Here is a 20,331-nt window from a genome sequence, read left to right as displayed (position 1 = left end):
GCAAGACTACTAACGGTAAACGGCATGTCTGCCGTTCCATCACGTCTGCAAAATAAATAACAAAATAATCATAGCGATGATTGCTTCAGATGTCAAGATAGAAAGTAGTGAAAAGAACGATGAAAAAATATGATGGTGAATTTTCTGGATTAGGAATGATTGCCGGGCTTTTAATTGGTTTAGCAAAAGGAAATATTTTGTTTGGCTTGATGCTTGGTGTTGTTTGTGGTGTGGCAATGGATTGGGGCGCTAATTTATGGAATGACTATCAGCAAAATAGAAACGATGATAGTTAAAAAAAAGGTTGAAGGACTGGATTTAACGAAATATGCTGGTATATTTATACGGGATAGAGTATGATATTGGATAACTTAGTAAATAACTATCGATAATATAGTCAGAAGTTTCTAACTTTTTGAAATGAGGGATCGGAGAATATGAGAGAATTTGAAAAGTCCAACAAATTAGAAGGTGTTAGTTATGATGTACGTGGTCCGGTTCTTGAAGAAGCAGACCGCATGCAAGAAGAAGGAATTAGCATCATGAAATTGAATACGGGGAATCCTGCCCCGTTTGGCTTTGAAGCACCTAATGAAGTTATTCGTGATTTGATTATGAATGTGCGTGAGTCAGAAGGTTATTCTGATTCAAAAGGGATTTTTTCTGCAAGAAAAGCGATTCAGCAATACTGTCAATTAAAAAAATTTCCTAATGTTACAATCAACGACATTTATACAGGTAATGGTGTCAGTGAATTAATCTCAATGTGTATGCAAGGGTTGTTAGACAATGGTGATGAAGTTTTAGTCCCAATGCCAGATTATCCGTTATGGACAGCCTCCATTGCACTTGCAGGAGGAAACCCCGTTCACTATATTTGTGATGAAGAAGCGGAGTGGTATCCGGATATTGCAGACATCAAGGCTAAAATCACTAGTCGCACGAAAGCAATCGTGATTATTAATCCAAATAATCCAACAGGGGCTCTTTATCCTAAAGAGTTATTAGAAGAAATTGTTGAGGTTGCTCGTCAAAATGATTTAATCATTTATTCAGATGAAATTTATGATCGCCTAGTAATGGATGGCTTAGAGCATATCCCAATCGCAACTTTGGCACCAGATTTGTTTGTCGTGACTCTAAATGGTCTTTCAAAATCCCATCGAGTAGCAGGTTTCCGCGTAGGATGGATGGTACTTAGTGGAGATAAGTCACGAGTGCAAGGATATATTGAGGGCTTAAATATGTTATCTTCGATGCGTTTGTGCTCTAATGTTTTATCCCAGCAAATCGTACAAACCGCTTTAGGTGGTTATCAAAGCGTAGATGAGTTATTGCTACCTGGTGGCCGAATTTACGAACAAAGAGAATATGTTTATAATGCGATTAATGATATTCCAGGTTTATCAGCAGTGAAACCTAAAGCAGCATTTTATATTTTTCCAAAAATTGATACAAAACGTTTTAATATTTTTGATGATGAAAAGTTTGTACTTGATTTCTTGCATGAACACCATATTTTACTTGTTCACGGTGGCGGATTCAATTGGCATCAGCCAGACCATTTCCGAATCGTTTATTTACCAAAATTAGATGATTTGAAGGTCATGGCTGGAAAAATGCGAGAATTTTTGACGACTTATCAACAAAAATAACGACGATTCTTAAGGAATTGTTTTGCTAGCCAAACAGTTTAGAAATGTCTGTGGCATTAAAAATGTCACAGCTTTTTCTTTGTTGTTAAAAAAGTTAGCAAAAAGTAAGTGAGTAATTTTCTTTCCCAAGAAAAAGTGAAACAGCCCTTTTCTTGAAGTTTACTCATCCGTAAAGTAAAATACTGTTATCATGCGAGCACGCATATTTTGGGGAGGATACATAATGGAAACGTTTGTCGATTCCTTTGGGACAATTATCAAGACAATACGAAAAGAACGAAACATGACACAAAAAATGCTTTCTCAAGGTATTTGTTCTCAAAGTGTTTTAAGCAGAATTGAAAATAATGAAGAATTGCCAAATGTTCTGGTAATGGCACAAATTTGTCAACGGCTAGGTGTGACCATTGATCATGTGATGACCTTATCCAATGGGGATATTCGTAAAAATCTGCAACAGTTAGACTTGCTAGATTTTTATTTTCAAAGGCGCGACTATCGCAAATTAGCACAGCTTTTGAAAAATGATGAAGTCAAAAGTAGCCTGTACTCAGATGCAGATTACCAACGTTACTATTACTATTTAGGTGTATGTGAATTTTATCTAGCAAAAAACATTTCTCAAGCTGTTTGTTATTTAAAAGAAGCGCTGACTTATTCGAGTCATAGTGAGCATGTGCATGTTTCTGATACGGAAGTTCAGTTGATTAGTGCAATTGGTAAGATTTATGGAGTTGCAGGAAGACCAACGGAAGCACGCTATTATTTGAGTAAAAGTATTCAACTTTTTCAACAATCGATTGAAACACGTGTCAAAAGTGAGTTGTCACAAATCTTTTATAACTATGGAACATTCTTATTTCAGCAAGGAGAAATCGATACGGCACTTGAGCATGTCAATCGAGGGATTCGTTGGACGCAAGAAAAAAATAGTTATTACTTTTTAAATGACTTGTTTGCATTGAAAAGTTTGATTTATAAAAAGAAAAATGAACCGCAAAAAGCAGCTTTTTATGAAGAATTGGCGCAAGCTGTTCGAAAGATTTCAAAAAACTCATAAATGGTGTAGACCATTATTGACTTTTGATAGAAATAAGAGTACCTTAAGGGTAGAAAATCAAAGGAGCGAGTTAGAATGAGAACTTTTATTTATGCTGACAAATTCTTTTTATCGTCAGGTGTAAAAAATGCCGGTTACCTAGAAATTACCGATGGACTATTTGGTGTGTATTCACAAGAATTACCAGATGGAGAAGCAAAAGTGATTGATCAAAGTGGTAAATGGATTGCACCTGGTTTAGTTGATACACACATTCATGGTTACATGAATCACGACGTAATGGATAATGATGCTGAAGGTATCAAAGTTATGTCTGAAGGGTTATTATCTTGCGGGGTAACTTCTTTCTTACCAACAACATTGACTTCAAGTAAAGAACGCTTGAAAGATGTAGCAGAAACAATCGGAAAAATGTATCAAGAAGCTCCAGGGGCAAAAATCAAAGGAATTTACTTTGAAGGACCTTTCTTCACAGAAGAACATAAAGGCGCTCAAAACCCTAGCTATTTTGGTGATCCAGACTTGGATACTTTCCATGAATGGCAAGAAGCTTCAGGTGGATTAATTAAAAAAATTGCTTTAGCACCTGAACGTCATGGTGTAGAAGATTTCGTTAAACAAGTAACAGATGAAGGCGTTGTCGTGGCTCTTGGTCACAGTAACGCAACAATTGATGAAGCTCAAAAAGCTGTTGAAGCAGGAGCTAGTGTCTTTGTTCATGCCTACAACGGAATGCGTGGATTGAATCACCGTGAACCAGGTATGGTTGGTGCATTATTATCATTAGAACATGTTTTCTCAGAATTGATTTGTGACGGACACCATGTTCATCCAAATGCTGCTGAAATTTTGATGGAAAAAGCAGGCCATGACCATGTTGCTTTGATTACCGACTGTATGATGGCAGGTGGGATGCCAGACGGAAATTATAATTTAGGTGAATTCCCAGTAGTTGTAGCAGAAGGAACAGCTCGTTTAGAATCAGGTAACTTAGCAGGTAGTATCTTACGACTAAAAGAAGCAATCAAAAACGTTGTTGACTGGGGTATCGCAACACCAGAACAAGCAGTTATGATGGCAAGTTTAGTACCAGCAATCAGCTGTAAGATTGATGATTCTTGTGGTAAGATCGCTCAAGGACGCGATGCAGACTTTATCGTATTGAATCCTGATATGTCACTTGAAGCAACTTATTTAGATGGTGTGGAACGTTACCACGCATAGAAATCTTTTTAAGAAAAAATCAAAAGGTGAAACAAAACGTATTTATGTTTTGTTTCACCTTTTTTATTTTTAGTTTTTTATTTAAAAAATTCATTTTTTGAAAAAAGTTTCGATTGAATTTTTAGAATTCGCATACTTTATTATGAGGGAAGAAAACGTGTCGTAATAATACAAGAAATCTTCCTTGATATGAGAATGAGGAAGCATAACCACTTCATGTTCATTTGCTAAGAGATAATCTCCATCAATTGTGCGAGCAACTAATTCGTAATGATCGAACATCTGCAGATACTCAGTGACTGTTATTGTTAGCTCAGATGGCGTTGCGGCTAGACTTTTTTGCAGATAGTCTGTCGATGGGAAAAGCACTAATTCACCAATTATTTCGACTTTTTCTTCTTGAAGCCATGTGATCGTTTCAGTTAGTGTTTGGTTATACAGGATTTCAAACATAGAATCACCTATTTCTTATTTGGAATTTCAACTTTGAAGTTGATCGTTGTGTTTGCATTCAGTCCTTGTGCTTCGAGGGTTACACTTTCTGGGATCAATTCATTTTTTGTGTAGTTTGGTGTAACACGATAGCGAACAGTTTCGCCTTTGTTGAGTGCTTGTCGAATTGCTAGTTCGTAATAATTCATGTACGGATCATTAACTGGGAATTGATAAAGCGTGACCAAGTTTTTTCTTTCATCACCACTGCCACCAAATTGTTTGGCAATCAAGTGGCCTCTGGAATGATCATATTTTGGTCCAGAAACAAAACCTGGTGGACGAATTTCTCGATTGGCACTAGTACCAGTGTTGATCATTTTTTTCTTGATTAGTGCTTCTGCACCTGTCGGACGTTTCAATTGATCAAGAGAGTGGTAGGTAATCCAACCATTCTGATTGTCTTTTAACTCATCTGCTGAAAAAGTCGCGAGACCTACTTCCTTTGGCCCAGAATTATTTCCAGTAGGGGCTAGATCTTCTTTAGTTGGTAATCCGTTTTGTGTATGCTGTTGGGTCACCTGTTCATGAGTAGTAGAAGAAGGTGTTGATTTGTCATTTGAAGAATTTAAATCCAACCCCAACCAGCTAGCAGCTCCCACAATCAATAAGGTAAGTAGCGTGCCTAAAAGTTTGTTCATGTTTTTCATTTTTTCACCTCGTTATCCAGTATAGGTGAAATAGATTATTTATAATAGTAAAATTTATTAATAACGACAACAAAAACTCATAAAGTGTTGTCTTGAAGTCATAAAATACTGATTTTCACTCATAAAATGTGGTGTACACGCTTATTGATAATTGGTATGATAGAAGATAAAAGGAGGCGCTTTATGTTTGGGGGGATCGCATTAGAAACGATTTATTGGTATACGCTACTTATTTGTGCGGGAATCGCAGTTCTTTTGGTTATTTTTGGCGATGTGTTTGATTTTGACGGGCCGCTAGATCCAATGTTGTTAGTACCTTGGTTAGCATTTACAAGTCTGTTTGGCTACTTAGGAGAAAGTTTGACTGAATGGTCGTCAGTTTTGATTTTTGTGATTAGTGCTGCAATTTCAAGTGTATTGGTATTCTTGCTCAATTTTTATATTTTGATGCCAATGAAGAATGCGGAAGCAACACTATCTTCGTCTGAAAAAACATTAGAGGGACAAGTAGCGCAAGTCGTTACACCAATTCCAATCAAAGGAATGGGAGAAATACAACTTCAAAGTGTAACGGGATCGATCAATCGACCTGCTTGTTTTTATGCGGAACAGGAAACAATGGCTCAAAGAGGGACAAAAGTGTTGATTATCGAAGTAAAAGACAGAGTATGTTACGTCATCCCATATGACGGAATGCTAAAATCTTAAGGGAGTGTGTTGAATGGTTATATCAGGAGCTTTTTTATCAGTTGCAATTGTTATCTTTATTTTATTGATGCTTTTAATTGTTTTCGTATCAAAGTATCAAACAGCAAAACCCGATGAAGCGTTAATTATCAGTGGTAGTTATTTAGGAAAGAAAAATGTCCACACAGACGAAAGTAATAATAAAATCAAAATCGTCCGCGGTGGCGGTGCATTTGTTTTACCCGTTTTCCAACGTTCTAACCGAATCAGTTTACTTTCTAGTAAGTTAGATGTTTCTACGCCAGAAGTTTACACAGAGCAAGGTGTACCAGTTATGTGTGATGGAACATCGATCATTAAAATCGGTTCATCTGTGGAAGAAATTGCAACAGCGGCAGAACAATTTTTAGGAAAAACAACCGATGAATTAGAAAACGAAGCGAGAGAAGTTCTTGAAGGACATTTACGTTCAATCTTGGGCTCGATGACAGTGGAAGAAATTTATCAAAATCGTGATAAATTCAGCCAAAGTGTTCAAGAAGTTGCTTCTGTTGATTTAGCGAAGATGGGGCTGATTATTGTTTCATTTACGATCAAAGAAGTTCGTGATAAAAACGGCTATCTTGATTCATTAGGGAAACCAAGAATTGCTCAAGTGAAGCGAGATGCAGAAATTGCGGAAGCCGAAGCATTGAAAGAAACGCGAATCAAAAAAGCACAAGCTGAAAAAGAATCACAAGCTGCAGAATTACAACGACAAACAGAAATCGCTGAATCAGTAAAAGAAAAAGAATTGAAGTTAGCAACTTATAAACAAGAACAAGATGTTGCTAAAGCGAAGGCAGACCAAGCGTATAACTTAGAAAGTGCCCGTGCACAACAACAAGTTATTGAGCAAGAAATGCAAATGAAGGTCGTTGAAAGACAAAAGCAAATTGAATTAGAAGAAAAAGAAATCATCCGTCGAGAAAAGCAATATGATTCTGAAGTGAAGAAAAAAGCAGATGCTGACCGTTACGCGAAAGAACAAGAAGCACAAGCACAGAAAGTAAAAGAAGTAACTGAAGCCGAGGCAGAACGTTTTAGAGTAGAAGCTTTAGCTGAGGCACAAGCAAGCCAAACTCGTTTGGCTGGTCAAGCGGAAGCCGAAGCCATTTTAGCAAAAGGGAAAGCCGAAGCCGAAGCAAAACAAAAAATTGCTGATGCCTTTAAAGAATATGGTGAGGCGGCTGTGTTAAGCATGGTGATTGAAATGTTACCACAATTGATGCGTGAAGCAGCACAACCATTAGGAAACATTGAAAAAATTTCTGTTGTTGATACTGGAAATGGATCTGGTGAAAATGGTGGAGCGAATCGAGTAACCGGATATGCAACCAACTTATTAGCATCCACACAAGAAACTTTAAAAGCAACAACGGGTCTGGATTTAAAAGAAATTATTGAGAATCTTTCAACCAAAGGGACTTCAAGTCAAGTGAATTTGTACGAAGGCGACTCAAAACCAGCAAATAATGACGAGGTATAGTTAAAAATCAAAAAGACCACTGTAAAATGTTTAATCATTTTACAGTGGTCTTTTTGTGGGACAATGTTTATTTTTTTTGTTTTTCGATTTGTTTTTCAATTTCTACTAAACTTTTACGCAAAGTACGTTCTTTCTTTTGTAACTCGACTAAATCTTCAGCCAATTCTTTTTTCTTCTCATCTTCTGGTGGTCGTAACACAAAATTAATTCCTAGAGCAATGAATGTTCCAATGAAGGTATCGAAAACCCGCTGTAATGCGTAAAGAGTAGACTCACCTTGAGGAATACTCAAAGAAATCATTAGCAAAGTAGAAATGGCTGAAATGATTCCAGAATTGTTGTCGATGCCATCTGAAACTACGATGGTTATGATAACCAAAACAGGTAATAAAAATAGTTCAACTAAAAAATCATTGTGGAAGTAGTGCTTGATGAAGAAAAAGATAATGGCTAGAACACCGCCAATTGAATTTCCGATGATTCGAGAGCGACCAAAGGAAACAGTCGATGTTAAATCTTGGCGTAAAGAAAAAACGGCTGACAGCGCAGCAATCAATGGATTGCCTCGCTGAAAGAAGTGAAAGACTAACATACAGATAAAAACAGCTAGTGCACTTTTTATAGTCCGCATACCGAGGCGGAAACGACCGATTTGCATAACTTTTTCTCCTTTAATCCCTTTTTTTAATCATAACGAATCTTCGGCATGTTTGCTAGTTTTTAGCGTAGAGGTTTAGTATAATTGGATGAAAAAAGGGGGAAATGTATGCGGATTGGTATGCGAACGATAAAAACAGTAATTAGTGCAACATTTGCGATGCTGATCGCGAACAGCTTGCCTTTACTTTATTGGCCTTCAGCTGGGATTATTGCCGTTTTGAGTGTTGGTAATACGAGGAGGTCGACAATAAGGACGGGTGTCGATCGTTTTATTGCTTTCATTTTGGCGACAGTCGTTGCTTTCCTTAGCTTTAAGCTCCTTGGTTTTTCTCCGATTGGGTTTGGATTCTTTTTACTTCTTTTTATTCCGTTAGCAGTTCAATTTAAGTTAACAGAAGGAATCGTTGTGAACTCTGTTTTGGTTACACAGTATTTAGTTGAGCAAAGCATGGCTGTGTCACTAATTTTAAATGCATTAGGATTGATGGTTATTGGCGTAGGATTAGCTTTAGTAGCAAATATTTACATGCCTAATACCGAAAAGCGGCTACAAGAAAATCAATTAGTGATTGAGGTTGAATTTCGTCAGTTGTTACAAGAAATGGCTGATTCATTGTTAAAAGAAGGAAACGAGCGGCTTATCGAAGAAGATTGCCAACAACTATTAGCGTTTATTCGAGCAAGTCAGTTAGAAGCTCGAAATCATCATGAAAATGATTGGGTCAGACAGGAAGGCTACTATGAAACTTACTTTTCAATGAGACGGGCACAACTAAATGTGTTAAATAATATGATTCAAAATTTAGAGCGAATTGAGTCGCCCAATCCATATAGTGAGCAGATTTACGGCTTACTGATCTATACAGCAGAAACGTTTGCTGAAGAAAATGACGGTACACGTATTATGGAACGAATCCATGAAGTTTATGCTGAATATCGGCAAATGCCGTTGCCACAAAAGCGGTCTGAGTTTGAGAATCGTGCAGAACTGTTTCAGTTTTTACAATCATTTAAAAGTTTTATTGAAATCAAAGCAGAATTTGCACAGCAAAAACAACAGAGTAATTCATAGAAAAGTGTCTGGGACAGGAATCAAAATGATTATGTCCCAGACACTTTTTCATGATTAAATGTTTTCTCAAAAGTAGCTCTCTCGGAAAAAGAAGCTGAATAATTTTTAAAAAATAGATGAAGCGATTTTTAAATTGTCCTTCTTACTTTTGAAGCTAATTATTTTTTGATTTCTGTTTGTCTAATTGTTACGCTTTTTGCCAATATATGTGCATTTGGTCCAGAATGTCAATGACATCTTTGGTTAAATAAAGTGAGCGATTAGGTAATTCACCTTCAATCATCTGTACCATGTTCGCAATTTCATAATTTAAAGCTTGTGAAGTGCTACCACTTTCGATGAATTCTTTTGTACCATCGACATAAGTAATCTCAGCACGATCTGCACGTGGATAATCAGTAATTGTAATGTAGCCATTTTCATAAGCAACGATACCAACTTTAGGCATTTTTGCTCGGAAGGTTAGGCTAACAGTTGCTAATTCGTCCTGATCATTTCGTAAAATCGTAACCGATTGTTCATCAACGCCTGTTTCAAACGGAATCATCGTCGAAGCAACTACTTCTGGTTGAGCAGTTAGAAAGAAACGCGCAAACGAAACTGCGTAGGTACCAATATCAAGTAAAGCACCGCCAGCTAAATCTGGATTGAAAAAACGATTAGTAGGATCTGGTTCCTTTGCACTACCAAAAGGAGCCTGAATCATTTTTAATTTACCTAATTTCTTGCTGTCAACTAGTGAATGAAGTCGTTGATAAAGTGGCATGTTAAAGATGGTCATTGCTTCAGCAAGAATCAACCCTTTTTCCTCCGCTAGTTTCATTGCCTCAGCTAACTCAGCAGTATTCATTGTGATTGCTTTTTCGCATAAGACGTGTTTTCCTGCTTCTAATGCTGCCAAAATGTGTGAAAGATGTTGGCGATTTGGTACAGCTATATAAATGATATCAATCTCGTCATCTGCCAAAAGGTCTTGATAACTTCCATAAGCTTTTTCAATACCATAATCTGTTGCAAATGCCTGTGCTTTGGCTAGCGAACGAGAAGCAACTGCGGATAGTGTACTTGAATTTTGATTGAAATTTTCAGCGAATTCTTTCGCAATTGTTCCTAAACCGATAATTCCCCATTGATATTTTTTCATGAGAGATAGCTCCTTTTTAATCTTTAAAATAGATGCAGTTTACCTATTAAGTATAGCAAAGTTTGACTTGATTTTAAGAAAAAGTGCCTAAACGATAAAAAAACTTGAAGGCGCAATGAAAAAGATGATTTTTTTTCTGAATTTAAGTAAAATGAAAAGAGGAGGGGATTCGGATGCATCAAGTATATATTGATCTTATTATAAGTGTATTATTAGAACAATTTGAATCAGAGCAATTTTTCTTAGACGAGTACCTACTAATCAATAAAGAAGAATGGGACGCATGGAAAAAGGGTGAAAAAAATTTACCATCTGAAGCTATGCAGAAAGTAAAAAATCTTTTTACTGATTATGAATGGATGTTGACCCAAAAAATTCTAAGACAGACAATTATTTTTCCAGAAAAGAGAACGATTGCTGTTGCTGAATACAAACAAATCAAGACACGAATTGCCCAAAAATGGTTGCACAGTGGCGTCGCAGAGGTTGAATTGATTCCGTTAAAAAATGAACAACATCCTAGCAGATACCTTGACTTGAAAGTGAGTATTCACTATGATGAATGGGGCTATGACGATATTTTGAATTTCCGATTGCCAGCGGATATTCAGCAACAAATCGAAGGCGAAAAAGTGGAACTTTTAGACTGGGTGAATGAAAACCTTGAGGAAACCTATGTCCATGAAGTAAACGCTGAGCATTAAAGGGAATGAAAGGATTTTTTAAGTGAAGAAAATTTTAGGTTTTGCTTCAGTCATTATTATGATTGGCGCGATGGGCTACATTTTTATGTCAGACCATAATGCTGGCGAAGTCGAAGCGACAAGACAAACAGAAGTAAAAAAAGCTGCAAAAAGTCCTAAAAAGGGGCTTGCCAGTATTACCGATACGACTGAAAGTTCATCAACAAATAAGAAAAGTAAACAAAAAACAAAAACGACGTCAGAATTACCTGATGTTAGTACAGATGACTGGAAGCTAGTATTAGTTGGACCAGAAAATAAGTTGGAAACTGAAGTAGATGAGTCAAGTCAATTGACGGCTTTATCAAATGGTTATTTGATTGATAAGAGAATTGAACCTGATTATCAAGAATTTGCCCAAGCAGCACAAGAGGCTGGTTATCCACTTGTCATGGTTTCAGCGTTTCGTTCAGTCACGTCACAAGAGCAAGTATTCGCACAACATGTCCAAGAAGTAATGGCACAACAGGGAATTACTGAAGAAGCAGCAACGAAAATCACGAAACAAACGATTACCGAGCCAGGCTATAGTGAGCATCATACGGGTTTAGCCGTCGATGTAGTTGATGAAGATTGGTACAACAACTATCCTTCAACTGTTTTGGAAGCTAGCTATGGCGATCAACCAGGTGCAAAATGGATTGCAGAAAATTGTGCTAAATATGGTTTTATTGTTCGCTATCCAAAAAATCGTGAAGATATTACCAAAATCACTTATGAACCTTGGCACCTTCGCTACGTGGGAAAAGAAAGTGCTGAATATATCACAAAAAATCAGTTGACGTTAGAAGAGTATTTGAATGAATTAAAGGAAAAGTAGGAACATAGATGGCAATTAAAAAATTCAAAAGTCGTCGACGGAAAAAAATGCGTTTCATCGTTTTATGCGCAGGAAGCTTACTCATCCTATTTGCTTTTTTTGCTTCTTTAAGAGGATTGATGACACCACTTACCGATCATTCGGCAGAGCAAGAAGCACAATCTCATCAAGAATTTATCCAACAACTTGTTCCGCATGCACAAGAATTACAAAATGCTTATGGTATCTTGCCGAGCATTATTCTGGGACAAGCAATTCTTGAATCAAACTGGGGGAAAAGCACGTTAGCGAGTGAATATAAAAATTTATTTGGAATCAAAGCTTATGGTGATCAAGAAAAAGTAAGTCTTGAAACCAAAGAATATGTCAACGAAGCATGGATTACGATTCAAGGTGAGTTTCGCGTATACCATTCATGGGAAGAATCCATGGATGACCATACTCAACTATTTATTCAAGGCGTTGACTGGAATCCGGCTTTGTACGAAAGAGTAATCACAGCAAGTAATTACCAAGAAGCTTCGCAAGCACTACAAGATGCAGGGTATGCAACAGATCCCACATATGCACAAAAAATTATTCAAGTAATTGAAACCTATCACCTTGATCAATACGATCGTAGATAACGCGGAGAGGAAGTGGCAGGATGGCAGAGTTTGTTCCTGAAATCATGACAGAATTAAGAAAAGATATTGTTCGTGTACCAGAAGTTATTTCGCAAGCAAGTGGAATTAAAGTTTTTGGTAAAAAAATTCGATCAATTATTTTTACAACGGATATTGCGATTATTAGAAACACGAATGCGAATGCAGTAATCGCAGTTTATCCTTTTACACCGCACCCAGCAATTACCAAAAGTATAATTGAAGCTGCGGACATTCCGGTATTTTCTGGTGTGGGAGGCGGTTTAACTCAGGGCGCTCGTTCTGCTTATATGAGTATGTTTGCTGAAGCACAAGGTTCCTTAGGCGTTGTCTTAAATGGACCAACGCCGTTAGAAACAGTTCGAGAAGTTTGTCGGATTGTTGACATTCCTGTAGTTAGCACGGTGACCTCTAAATATACAGAACTTGATGAAAAGCTAGAAGCAGGTATTTCAATCATCAACATTAGTGCTGGTAAAGAAACTGCAGAAACTGTTCGTTATTTCCGAGAAAAGTATCCGGAACTACCAATTATTGCAACTGGTGGTCCAACAGAGGAAAGTATCTTGGAAACAATTGAAGCAGGAGCCAATGCTATCACCTATACACCGCCAACAAATGGTGAATTGTTCAGTGCGAAGATGGACAAGTATCGTCAACTTGAAAAAGAGAATCATCAAAATTAAAAGAGACCTTTTCAAACGCGAAGCAAGTTAATTTGCTTCGCGTTTTTCTTGTTTTTCAAGTAAAAATAGCTGAAAAAACGAACAAAACATGAAAATAATGAAAAAAGATTAGATTTTAGAAAATTTTTATTGAAAGTACATTGTCAGTTTCAGTAAGTAGTGTTAGACTATTTTCAATCTTTAATCAATCGAATTTTGTTTAGAAGGAAAAATTTTTAATGAAAAACGATCGATTTACCTGAGGATTCTGTTAAAAAAACAACTCCTCTGGCTTTAAACATCTTATCGAGTTATTGTATATTACTGACTTGTCAGTTCTACATACCTACTTATATATCGTCATAATATGGATGACAGTTTCTAGCCAATGCCGTAAAGATTGGACTATAAGTAAAAGAGTGGACAACACACCCTTTTTTGCTTATTTTAAAGTAGAAGGGTGTTTTTCTTTATCAGAAATTTTACGATAGAGTGTGGATGAAAAAGCTATTAATTGAACAAAAAATCAAGGAAAAGGGGCAAAGAAAGTGAAAGAATTAGTTGAACGCATCAAAAAAGATGGGCGTGTATTGGGTGAAGGTGTGCTAAAAGTTGATAGCTTTGTGACTCACCAAGTAGATCCAGTTTTGATGGAACAAATGGGTCAACGTTTTGCAGAAGTATTTAAAAACCAAGGAATTACCAAGGTGGTAACGATTGAAGCTTCTGGGATTGCGCCCGCTTTATATGCTGCAAAAGAATTGGGTGTGCCAATGATTTTTGCTAGAAAAGCAAAAAGTTTAACGATGGACGAAGAACTTTTAACAGCTTCTGTCTATTCTTTCACCAAACAAGTAACAAGCACGATTTCAATTTCACGAAAATTTTTATCAGAAAACGATAAAGTTTTGATTATTGATGATTTCTTGGCAAATGGTCAAGCTGCTAAAGGATTGATTGAGTTGTGTCAACAAGCTGGGGCAGAAGTTGAAGGAATCGGAATTGTCATTGAAAAATCTTTCCAAGATGGACGAGAATTACTTGAACAAATGGGACTACGTGTTGTTTCTTTAGCGCGTATCGCTTCCTTATCAAATGGTCAAGTTGAGTTTCTTGAGGAGGACGCATAACATTGGAAAAAGAAACGCAAAATGGAAAAGCAGCAGTCTTAGGGTTACAACATCTATTAGCAATGTATGCAGGTGCAGTTGCAGTGCCATTACTAATAGGAACAGGTCTTGGTTTTAATCAAGAACAAATGACTTACTTGATTTCAATTGATATTTTTATGTGCGGGTTAGCTACTTTACTACAACTGACTGTCAATCGTTTCTTTGGAATTGGTTTGCCTGTTGTTTTGGGTTGTGCAATCCAAGCAGTAGCTCCGTTGATTTTGATTGGTACAGATAAGGGTGTTGGTGCAATCTATGGTTCAATCATCGCATCTGGGATTTTTGTGGTATTAGCTGCAGGCTTCTTTTCTAAAATCAAAAAATTATTTCCACCGCTTGTAACAGGAACTGTTATTACAGTCATTGGCTTGACCTTAATCCCTGTGGCAATTGAAAAAATGGGTGGCGGTAGTGCTGCTGCAACAAATTTTGGTGACAAAACTAATCTATTGTTGGCTTTTGTAACGATTGGATTGATTGTTGGTGTCCAAATGCTTGGCAAAGGATTTATTCGTTCAATTGCTGTATTGATTGGTTTAGTTGGCGGGAGCGTATTAGCTGGCTTGATGGGAATGATTAACTTAGAGGCAATTGGTCAAGCGCCATTGTTCCATGTACCACAACCATTTTATTTTGGAAAACCAACATTTGATATCTGGTCTATTTTGCTAATGATTATTATTTCGATTGTTAGTATGGTTGAATCAACAGGTGTTTACTTTGCACTTGGCGATATTACTGGTAAAAAAGTTGGCGAAGAAGAGCTGAAAAAAGGTTATCGTGCGGAAGGGCTGGCAGTTATTCTTGGTGGTATTTTCAACACATTCCCTTATACTGGTTTTTCTCAAAATGTTGGGCTAGTTCAGTTATCCGGAATCAAAACAAGAAAACCAATTTACTTTTCGGCTGCATTCTTGATTATCTTAGGTCTATTTCCAAAAATTGGTGCTATTGCCCAAATCATTCCTGAACCCGTACTTGGTGGCGGAATGTTAGTGATGTTTGGAATGGTGGCTGTTCAAGGAATTCGTATGTTGTTAGATGTTGATTTTGATAATGATAAAAATTTATTGATTGTTGCTGTTTCAATTGGTTTTGGATTAGGTTTCAACATCATGCCGTCTTTATTTGGACAGCTTCCTGAAACAATTCAAATGTTCACTGGTAACGGAATTGTTATGAGCAGTATTACAGCTATTGTCTTGAATTTGGTTTTTAATGGAATCAAAGAGGATGAAGCAATTATTGAAGAGGCATTCGAAAAATAAAAGTGAAAATAAAAGTAGCAGAAAATATTTTTTGTTACTTTTATTTTTTTGTTCAAAAAAATAAACACGAACGTTATTGTTGTATCGTTAATTAATATTCGATTTTTGTTTGACGTTGGAAAATTCACTTGTTAAAATATGAGTGTATTGTAGCAGAGAGGGGAAAAAAATCGTGGAAGTTGCAGTCATTATGGGAAGTATTTCGGATTGGGAAACTATGAAATTTGCTTGTGACATGTTAGATGAATTTGGTGTTGCCTATGAAAAAAAAGTTGTGTCAGCGCATCGCACGCCAGATTTAATGTTTCAATTTGCGAAAGAAGCAAGAGAAAGAGGAATTAAAGTAATTATTGCAGGCGCAGGTGGTGCAGCCCATTTACCCGGAATGGTTGCTGCGCAGACAACACTACCAGTGATTGGTGTTCCTGTTCAATCACGAACATTAAATGGTTTAGACTCGTTATTATCGATTGTTCAAATGCCAGGTGGTGTGCCAGTAGCAACAACAGCAATTGGAAAAGCTGGCGCAATTAACGCCGGACTACTTGCGGTACAGATGCTTTCAATGTATGATTTAGAATTGGAAGCTAAATTGGCTGAAAGACGTTCAATGATGGCTGAAACTGTTATAGAAAGTAGTGATCAACTTGGTTAAACCATTACTGCCTGGATCAACGATTGGTATTGTCGGCGGCGGTCAATTAGGTCGGATGATGACAATTAGTGCAAAAGAAATGGGCTTTAAAGTAGGTGTATTAGATCCTGTTAGTGGTTGCCCAGCAGCTCAAGTGGCTGATTGGCATATCGAAAGTTCCTATGATGATACTTTTGCGTTAGAAGAACTTGCTAGACGAACAGATGTCATTACCTATGAATTTGAAAATGTAAGTGTGGAAGCACTTAATGCTATTTTACCAAAATCATTTATTCCACAAGGTACGGACTTGTTGGCAATTACGCAAGACCGCCTACTAGAAAAATCATTTTTAGAAACAAATAATATTGTGATTGCACCTTATGCAACAATTGTTAGTCCAACAGATATTCAAGATGCAATCGACGGAATTGGTTACCCTTGTGTTTTAAAAACGACACGCGGTGGGTATGATGGCAAAGGCCAATGTGTATTGTATGGCCGAGCTGACTTAGCACCAGCAATGGACTTATTACGTAAAGGAACTTGTGTGTTGGAAGCTTGGATTCCTTTTGAAAAAGAAATTTCTGTCATGGTGGCTGGCAACGGTCAAGGAGAGTACACAACATTTCCTGTGGTAGAAAATGTTCACCGAAATAATATTTTGCATGAAACAATTGCACCAGCTCGTGTACCTGCTGAAGTAGTCGAGGAAGCTGAGCGAATCGCAAAAGTAGTAGCAAAAGCAGTGAACCTCTCTGGTGTTTTAGGTGTCGAAATGTTTTTGACTAAGACAGGTGGTTTATATGTCAATGAGTTAGCACCAAGACCACATAATTCTGGACACTATTCAATTGAAGCTTGTTCAATGAGTCAATTCGATGCACACATTCGTGGTATTTGTGGTTGGCCTTTAAGTAAGATTCGGTTGCTAAGTGATGCTGTCATGGTCAATGTGTTAGGTGAACAGCTGCTAGAAAGCTATCGTTTAATTGAGAAAAAACCAGATTGGCAATTCCATTTCTACGGTAAGAGTCAAGCGCAAAAAGGGCGTAAAATGGGACATATCACTATTTTGACTGAAGATACGCATGAAACGCTAGAAGAAATCTATCAAACCAACATTTGGGACTAAAGGAGAAAGTTAAATGTTAGAACGTTATACACGACCTGAGATGGGAAATATCTGGACAGAAACAAATAAATATCAAGCTTGGTTGGAGGTTGAGATTTTAGCAGATGAAGCTTGGGCAGAACTTGGCGATATTCCTAAAGAAGATGTGAAAAAAATCCGGGAAAATGCTTCATTTGATATCAATCGAATTTTAGAGATTGAAAAATCAACACGCCACGATGTTGTAGCTTTCACGCGTGCAGTATCTGAAACACTTGGCGAAGAACGTAAGTGGGTACATTATGGGTTAACAAGTACAGATGTTGTTGATACTGCCTATGGTTATTTAATCAAACAAGCGAATGATATTTTGCGTGAAGACTTAAAACGATTCACAGAAATTATTGGTGAAAAAGCAAAAGAACATAAATATACAGTCATGATGGGGCGGACACACGGGGTTCATGCTGAACCAACGACATTTGGCTTGAAATTAGCTACTTGGTACTCTGAAATGAAACGGAATATTGAACGGTTTGAACATGCAGCTAAAGGTGTAGAAGCTGGAAAAATTTCTGGTGCAGTAGGAACATTTGCGAATATTCCACCATTCATTGAAGAATATGTTTGTGAAAATTTAGGCATTCGACCACAAGAAATCTCAACCCAAGTTTTACCGCGCGATTTACACGCTGAATACTTTGCAACAATGGCATTGATTGCAACGAGTATTGAACGATTTGCAACGGAAATTCGTGGGTTGCAAAAATCAGAAACGCGTGAAGTCGAAGAATTTTTTGCTAAAGGGCAAAAGGGATCTTCTGCAATGCCACATAAACGCAATCCAATTGGGTCGGAGAACATGTCTGGTTTGGCGAGAGTGATTCGTGGACATATGGTTACTGCGTACGAAAATGTTTCTTTATGGCATGAAAGAGATATTTCTCATTCATCTGCTGAACGAATTATTTTACCTGATACAACGATCCTTTTGGATTATATGTTGAATCGTTTTGGAAATATCGTGAAGAATCTGACGGTCTTCCCAGAAAATATGAAACGTAATATGGATGCTACATTTGGCTTGATTTATAGTCAAAGAGTATTGTTAAAATTAATTGATAAAGGCATGACTCGTGAAGAAGCGTATGATTTAGTTCAACCAAAAACTGCGCAAGCGTGGGATGAGCAAACAGCTTTCCGTCCTTTATTGGAAAACGATACTAAAATCACTTCTGTGTTATCAGCAGAAGATATTGAAGATGCATTTGACTATCACTACCATTTAAAAAATGTCGACGCAATTTTTGAACGTGTTGGCTTGGCATAAGTCGATGAAACGCTACAGCAAAAAATGCTGTAGCGTTTTTTTGTGTAAATAAATAAAGAGGTTTGCCACTGATCTGGCAGACCTCTTTTGTTTTTTTTCAGTTAGTAGAACATTCGCTGATTACTTACGCAAGTGCTTGCGTATTTGTAAAATGAAGCGAGTGAAGCAGATTGAGTAAATAATCAATGAAATCATAATTGTATTCTTGAGTGTTAAACACGATTTGGATACGATATTGATTTTTGAATACTTTTTGTTCATGAATTTGATTGATTAACAACTCATGATTGGAATTCGTTTGATAGTGTGCAGTTTTTTTCCGGCATTCAGCATGACGTTTCGTTGCACGGCGAATTTTTCGGAAAGTATAAAAGCTTGTATCTTTATTGCACAGATAAACATCTTTGATACCCAATAAATCGTTGTATAAGCGAGCACGTTCTTCTGGTGTTAGTTCAGAAAGGAATTGTTGTGCAGTATAAGTTGAATCTTCCATATGCTAGTGCCTCCTTGAATAAACATACATGGTAATCACACGTTTACTATACCATTAAGTTTTTCTGATGTAAACGCTTCGGTTAAGGGTGTTTTTACACATTGATTGTCTAAAAGCGAACATTAGATGATTCTAATGCTAATAATGTACAGTAGTTGGTTGATTTACCTAAAAAGTGTTGTTAAAATCAAAAGTGAAAAAACGAACAAAAACAACTGTTTATCAATTAAATGTAAGTTTATAAGGAGAGAGACTTGTGGAGAAAGCGGAATTGTTATACGAAGGAAAAGCAAAAAAAATGTTTGCAACAGAGGACAAACAAGTGATTTGGGTTGAATATCTTGATCAAGCAACTGCATTGAATGGGGTCATGAAAGACCAAATTCAAGGAAAAGGTGAATTAAATAATCAGATCACTAGCCGAATTTTCCAATACTTAACAAAAAAAGGAATTGACAATCATTTCATTGATATTTTGTCAAAAACCGAACAATTAGTAAAAAAAGTCGAAGTGATTCCTTTGGAGGTAGTTGTCAGAAATTTTGCAGCGGGAAGCTTCTCCAAACGATTAGCGGTACCAGAAGGAACCTTGTTACCTGGACCAATCATCGAATTTTATTATAAAGATGATTCGTTAGATGATCCGTTTATCAATGAAGCACACATTGCATTCTTAGAACTTGCAACACCAGCTGAAATTCAAGAAATCAAGTTGATCGCCTTACAAGTCAACGAAGCTTTACAGGAATTATTTGCGGGTATCGACTTACAGTTGATTGATTTTAAATTAGAGTTTGGTCGTTTAGCAGATGGAAAAATCTTACTTGCTGATGAGATTTCTCCTGATACTTGCCGTTTATGGGATAGTGACTCTCATGAGCATATGGATAAAGATGTGTATCGTCGAAAAATCGGTAATTTGGTTCCAGTTTATCAAGAAGTGTTGACTCGGTTGAACAATTATTCATTCTAATAATCATTGCTACTTAAAAACTTACTTTTAAAGGAGAAAAACAAATGTATTTTGTAAAAGTTTATGTGACGTATAAAGATTCTGTATTAGATCCACAAGGAGAAGCGGTAAAACATGCAGTGCATCGAATGGGTTATGAAGAGATTACAGAAATTCGTATGGGAAAATACTTTGAAATTCAAGTTGCACCATCACAGGCATCGGTTGAAGAAACGATTGAACAAATTTGTGACAAATTATTAGCGAATGTCAACATGGAAACATATCGTTACGAAATTGAGGAAATGGAGGAAGTTTAGC

General features: G+C 36.9%; 23 protein-coding genes and 1 riboswitch. Of the genes, 18 read left to right on the top strand and 5 right to left on the bottom strand.

The window, feature by feature from the left end:
- Nucleotides 1–119 precede the first annotated feature (119 nt).
- The 4 genes from RV17_RS13500 to nagA all read left to right on the top strand — a co-directional run bounded on the left by RV17_RS13500 (nt 120) and on the right by nagA (nt 3,939).
- Complete coding sequence (locus RV17_RS13500; RefSeq protein ID WP_169819340.1) at nt 120–296, top strand: hypothetical protein; 177 nt, start codon at nt 120–122, stop codon at nt 294–296.
- Between the two features lie 141 nt (nt 297–437).
- On the top strand, nt 438–1,655 hold the full coding sequence (locus tag RV17_RS11680; protein WP_067481116.1) for a pyridoxal phosphate-dependent aminotransferase: 1,218 nt from the start codon (nt 438–440) through the stop codon (nt 1,653–1,655).
- Nucleotides 1,656–1,878: 223 nt separating this feature from the next.
- On the top strand, nt 1,879–2,715 hold the full coding sequence (locus tag RV17_RS11675) for a helix-turn-helix domain-containing protein (protein WP_067481119.1): 837 nt from the start codon (nt 1,879–1,881) through the stop codon (nt 2,713–2,715).
- 75 nt (nt 2,716–2,790) lie between these two features.
- Entirely contained in the window at nt 2,791–3,939 is a 1,149-nt protein-coding gene (gene nagA, locus RV17_RS11670; protein WP_067481122.1) for an N-acetylglucosamine-6-phosphate deacetylase, read from the top strand.
- 90 nt (nt 3,940–4,029) lie between these two features.
- Here nagA and RV17_RS11665 read toward each other — a convergent pair whose 3' ends face one another.
- Nucleotides 4,030–4,392 carry a hypothetical protein gene (locus RV17_RS11665; RefSeq protein WP_067481125.1) on the bottom strand — a complete coding sequence of 121 codons (363 nt, stop codon included), beginning with the start codon at nt 4,390–4,392 and terminating at the stop codon, nt 4,030–4,032.
- Nucleotides 4,393–4,400: 8 nt separating this feature from the next.
- A complete protein-coding gene (locus tag RV17_RS11660; RefSeq protein WP_071869293.1) occupies nt 4,401–5,081 on the bottom strand; it encodes a DNA/RNA non-specific endonuclease in 681 nt (226 codons plus the stop codon).
- 183 nt (nt 5,082–5,264) lie between these two features.
- Here RV17_RS11660 and RV17_RS11655 point away from each other — a divergent pair, with 183 nt between their 5' ends.
- Nucleotides 5,265–5,789: an NfeD family membrane protein gene (locus RV17_RS11655; RefSeq protein ID WP_067481131.1), complete on the top strand. Its 525-nt coding sequence runs from the start codon at nt 5,265–5,267 to the stop codon at nt 5,787–5,789.
- Between the two features lie 13 nt (nt 5,790–5,802).
- Complete coding sequence (gene floT / locus RV17_RS11650; protein ID WP_071869292.1) at nt 5,803–7,296, top strand: flotillin lipid rafts scaffold protein FloT; 1,494 nt, start codon at nt 5,803–5,805, stop codon at nt 7,294–7,296.
- Nucleotides 7,297–7,363: 67 nt separating this feature from the next.
- On the opposite strand, the gene RV17_RS11645 is transcribed toward floT, so the two are convergent.
- Nucleotides 7,364–7,954 carry an FUSC family protein gene (locus RV17_RS11645; protein WP_071869291.1) on the bottom strand — a complete coding sequence of 197 codons (591 nt, stop codon included), beginning with the start codon at nt 7,952–7,954 and terminating at the stop codon, nt 7,364–7,366.
- 108 nt (nt 7,955–8,062) lie between these two features.
- On the opposite strand from RV17_RS11645, the gene RV17_RS11640 reads away from it, so the two are divergent.
- Entirely contained in the window at nt 8,063–9,028 is a 966-nt protein-coding gene (locus RV17_RS11640) for an aromatic acid exporter family protein (protein ID WP_071869290.1), read from the top strand.
- A gap of 187 nt (nt 9,029–9,215) precedes the next feature.
- On the opposite strand, the gene RV17_RS11635 is transcribed toward RV17_RS11640, so the two are convergent.
- Nucleotides 9,216–10,172 (bottom strand): Gfo/Idh/MocA family protein, encoded by a 957-nt coding sequence (locus RV17_RS11635; protein ID WP_071869289.1) that lies wholly within the window; start codon nt 10,170–10,172, stop codon nt 9,216–9,218.
- A 173-nt stretch (nt 10,173–10,345) separates the two neighbouring features.
- On the opposite strand from RV17_RS11635, the gene RV17_RS11630 reads away from it, so the two are divergent.
- From RV17_RS11630 to purB, 9 genes are all read left to right on the top strand, one after another.
- Nucleotides 10,346–10,876: a hypothetical protein gene (locus RV17_RS11630; protein WP_067481146.1), complete on the top strand. Its 531-nt coding sequence runs from the start codon at nt 10,346–10,348 to the stop codon at nt 10,874–10,876.
- A gap of 22 nt (nt 10,877–10,898) precedes the next feature.
- Nucleotides 10,899–11,735 carry a M15 family metallopeptidase gene (locus RV17_RS11625; RefSeq protein WP_067481149.1) on the top strand — a complete coding sequence of 279 codons (837 nt, stop codon included), beginning with the start codon at nt 10,899–10,901 and terminating at the stop codon, nt 11,733–11,735.
- A gap of 8 nt (nt 11,736–11,743) precedes the next feature.
- Nucleotides 11,744–12,361, top strand: coding sequence for a glycoside hydrolase family 73 protein (locus tag RV17_RS11620; RefSeq protein WP_067481152.1), 618 nt, complete (start codon nt 11,744–11,746; stop codon nt 12,359–12,361).
- Nucleotides 12,362–12,381: 20 nt separating this feature from the next.
- Nucleotides 12,382–13,065 carry a beta/alpha barrel domain-containing protein gene (locus RV17_RS11615; RefSeq protein WP_067481155.1) on the top strand — a complete coding sequence of 228 codons (684 nt, stop codon included), beginning with the start codon at nt 12,382–12,384 and terminating at the stop codon, nt 13,063–13,065.
- Between the two features lie 309 nt (nt 13,066–13,374).
- A riboswitch (purine riboswitch) is annotated at nt 13,375–13,472 on the top strand.
- 120 nt (nt 13,473–13,592) lie between these two features.
- Nucleotides 13,593–14,174 carry a xanthine phosphoribosyltransferase gene (locus tag RV17_RS11610; RefSeq protein WP_071869288.1) on the top strand — a complete coding sequence of 194 codons (582 nt, stop codon included), beginning with the start codon at nt 13,593–13,595 and terminating at the stop codon, nt 14,172–14,174.
- 2 nt (nt 14,175–14,176) lie between these two features.
- Nucleotides 14,177–15,484: a nucleobase:cation symporter-2 family protein gene (locus tag RV17_RS11605; RefSeq protein ID WP_071869287.1), complete on the top strand. Its 1,308-nt coding sequence runs from the start codon at nt 14,177–14,179 to the stop codon at nt 15,482–15,484.
- Nucleotides 15,485–15,656: 172 nt separating this feature from the next.
- Nucleotides 15,657–16,139, top strand: a complete 483-nt coding sequence (gene purE, locus RV17_RS11600) for a 5-(carboxyamino)imidazole ribonucleotide mutase (protein ID WP_256869131.1) — start codon at nt 15,657–15,659, stop codon at nt 16,137–16,139.
- Entirely contained in the window at nt 16,132–17,253 is a 1,122-nt protein-coding gene (gene purK, locus RV17_RS11595; RefSeq protein WP_172843728.1) for a 5-(carboxyamino)imidazole ribonucleotide synthase, read from the top strand. The genes purE and purK overlap by 8 nt, the downstream gene beginning before the upstream one ends.
- Before the next feature lie 13 nt (nt 17,254–17,266).
- The gene (gene purB / locus RV17_RS11590; protein ID WP_067481167.1) at nt 17,267–18,562 is read left to right on the top strand and encodes an adenylosuccinate lyase; all 1,296 of its coding nucleotides are present in this window, start codon (nt 17,267–17,269) and stop codon (nt 18,560–18,562) included.
- 124 nt (nt 18,563–18,686) lie between these two features.
- On the opposite strand, the gene RV17_RS11585 is transcribed toward purB, so the two are convergent.
- On the bottom strand, nt 18,687–19,058 hold the full coding sequence (locus RV17_RS11585; protein WP_067481170.1) for a hypothetical protein: 372 nt from the start codon (nt 19,056–19,058) through the stop codon (nt 18,687–18,689).
- Between the two features lie 256 nt (nt 19,059–19,314).
- Between RV17_RS11585 and purC the strand changes: the two genes are divergently transcribed.
- Nucleotides 19,315–20,031 (top strand): phosphoribosylaminoimidazolesuccinocarboxamide synthase, encoded by a 717-nt coding sequence (gene purC, locus RV17_RS11580; RefSeq protein ID WP_071869286.1) that lies wholly within the window; start codon nt 19,315–19,317, stop codon nt 20,029–20,031.
- A gap of 44 nt (nt 20,032–20,075) precedes the next feature.
- Complete coding sequence (gene purS / locus RV17_RS11575; RefSeq protein WP_067481176.1) at nt 20,076–20,330, top strand: phosphoribosylformylglycinamidine synthase subunit PurS; 255 nt, start codon at nt 20,076–20,078, stop codon at nt 20,328–20,330.
- Nucleotide 20,331 lies beyond the last annotated feature (1 nt).

This window comes from Enterococcus thailandicus, assembly GCF_001886265.1.
Taxonomy (GTDB): Bacteria; Bacillota; Bacilli; order Lactobacillales; family Enterococcaceae; genus Enterococcus_B; species Enterococcus_B thailandicus.
This window is presented reverse-complemented; position numbering and strand designations above follow the sequence as displayed.

What these genes read in the sequence shown, in the direction of transcription:
- nagA (WP_067481122.1), top strand. Translation starts at nt 2,791, where the DNA reads ATGAGAACTTTTATTTATGCTGACAAATTCTTTTTATCGTCAGGTGTA.
- RV17_RS11680 (WP_067481116.1), top strand. Translation starts at nt 438, where the DNA reads ATGAGAGAATTTGAAAAGTCCAACAAATTAGAAGGTGTTAGTTATGAT.
- RV17_RS11645 (WP_071869291.1), bottom strand. Translation starts at nt 7,954, where the DNA reads ATGCAAATCGGTCGTTTCCGCCTCGGTATGCGGACTATAAAAAGTGCA.
- RV17_RS11630 (WP_067481146.1), top strand. Translation starts at nt 10,346, where the DNA reads ATGCATCAAGTATATATTGATCTTATTATAAGTGTATTATTAGAACAA.
- floT (WP_071869292.1), top strand. Translation starts at nt 5,803, where the DNA reads ATGGTTATATCAGGAGCTTTTTTATCAGTTGCAATTGTTATCTTTATT.
- RV17_RS11640 (WP_071869290.1), top strand. Translation starts at nt 8,063, where the DNA reads ATGCGGATTGGTATGCGAACGATAAAAACAGTAATTAGTGCAACATTT.
- purS (WP_067481176.1), top strand. Translation starts at nt 20,076, where the DNA reads ATGTATTTTGTAAAAGTTTATGTGACGTATAAAGATTCTGTATTAGAT.
- RV17_RS13500 (WP_169819340.1), top strand. Translation starts at nt 120, where the DNA reads ATGAAAAAATATGATGGTGAATTTTCTGGATTAGGAATGATTGCCGGG.
- RV17_RS11675 (WP_067481119.1), top strand. Translation starts at nt 1,879, where the DNA reads ATGGAAACGTTTGTCGATTCCTTTGGGACAATTATCAAGACAATACGA.
- RV17_RS11660 (WP_071869293.1), bottom strand. Translation starts at nt 5,081, where the DNA reads ATGAAAAACATGAACAAACTTTTAGGCACGCTACTTACCTTATTGATT.
- RV17_RS11665 (WP_067481125.1), bottom strand. Translation starts at nt 4,392, where the DNA reads ATGTTTGAAATCCTGTATAACCAAACACTAACTGAAACGATCACATGG.
- RV17_RS11620 (WP_067481152.1), top strand. Translation starts at nt 11,744, where the DNA reads ATGGCAATTAAAAAATTCAAAAGTCGTCGACGGAAAAAAATGCGTTTC.
- RV17_RS11615 (WP_067481155.1), top strand. Translation starts at nt 12,382, where the DNA reads ATGGCAGAGTTTGTTCCTGAAATCATGACAGAATTAAGAAAAGATATT.
- RV17_RS11585 (WP_067481170.1), bottom strand. Translation starts at nt 19,058, where the DNA reads ATGGAAGATTCAACTTATACTGCACAACAATTCCTTTCTGAACTAACA.
- purB (WP_067481167.1), top strand. Translation starts at nt 17,267, where the DNA reads ATGTTAGAACGTTATACACGACCTGAGATGGGAAATATCTGGACAGAA.
- RV17_RS11635 (WP_071869289.1), bottom strand. Translation starts at nt 10,172, where the DNA reads ATGAAAAAATATCAATGGGGAATTATCGGTTTAGGAACAATTGCGAAA.
- RV17_RS11655 (WP_067481131.1), top strand. Translation starts at nt 5,265, where the DNA reads ATGTTTGGGGGGATCGCATTAGAAACGATTTATTGGTATACGCTACTT.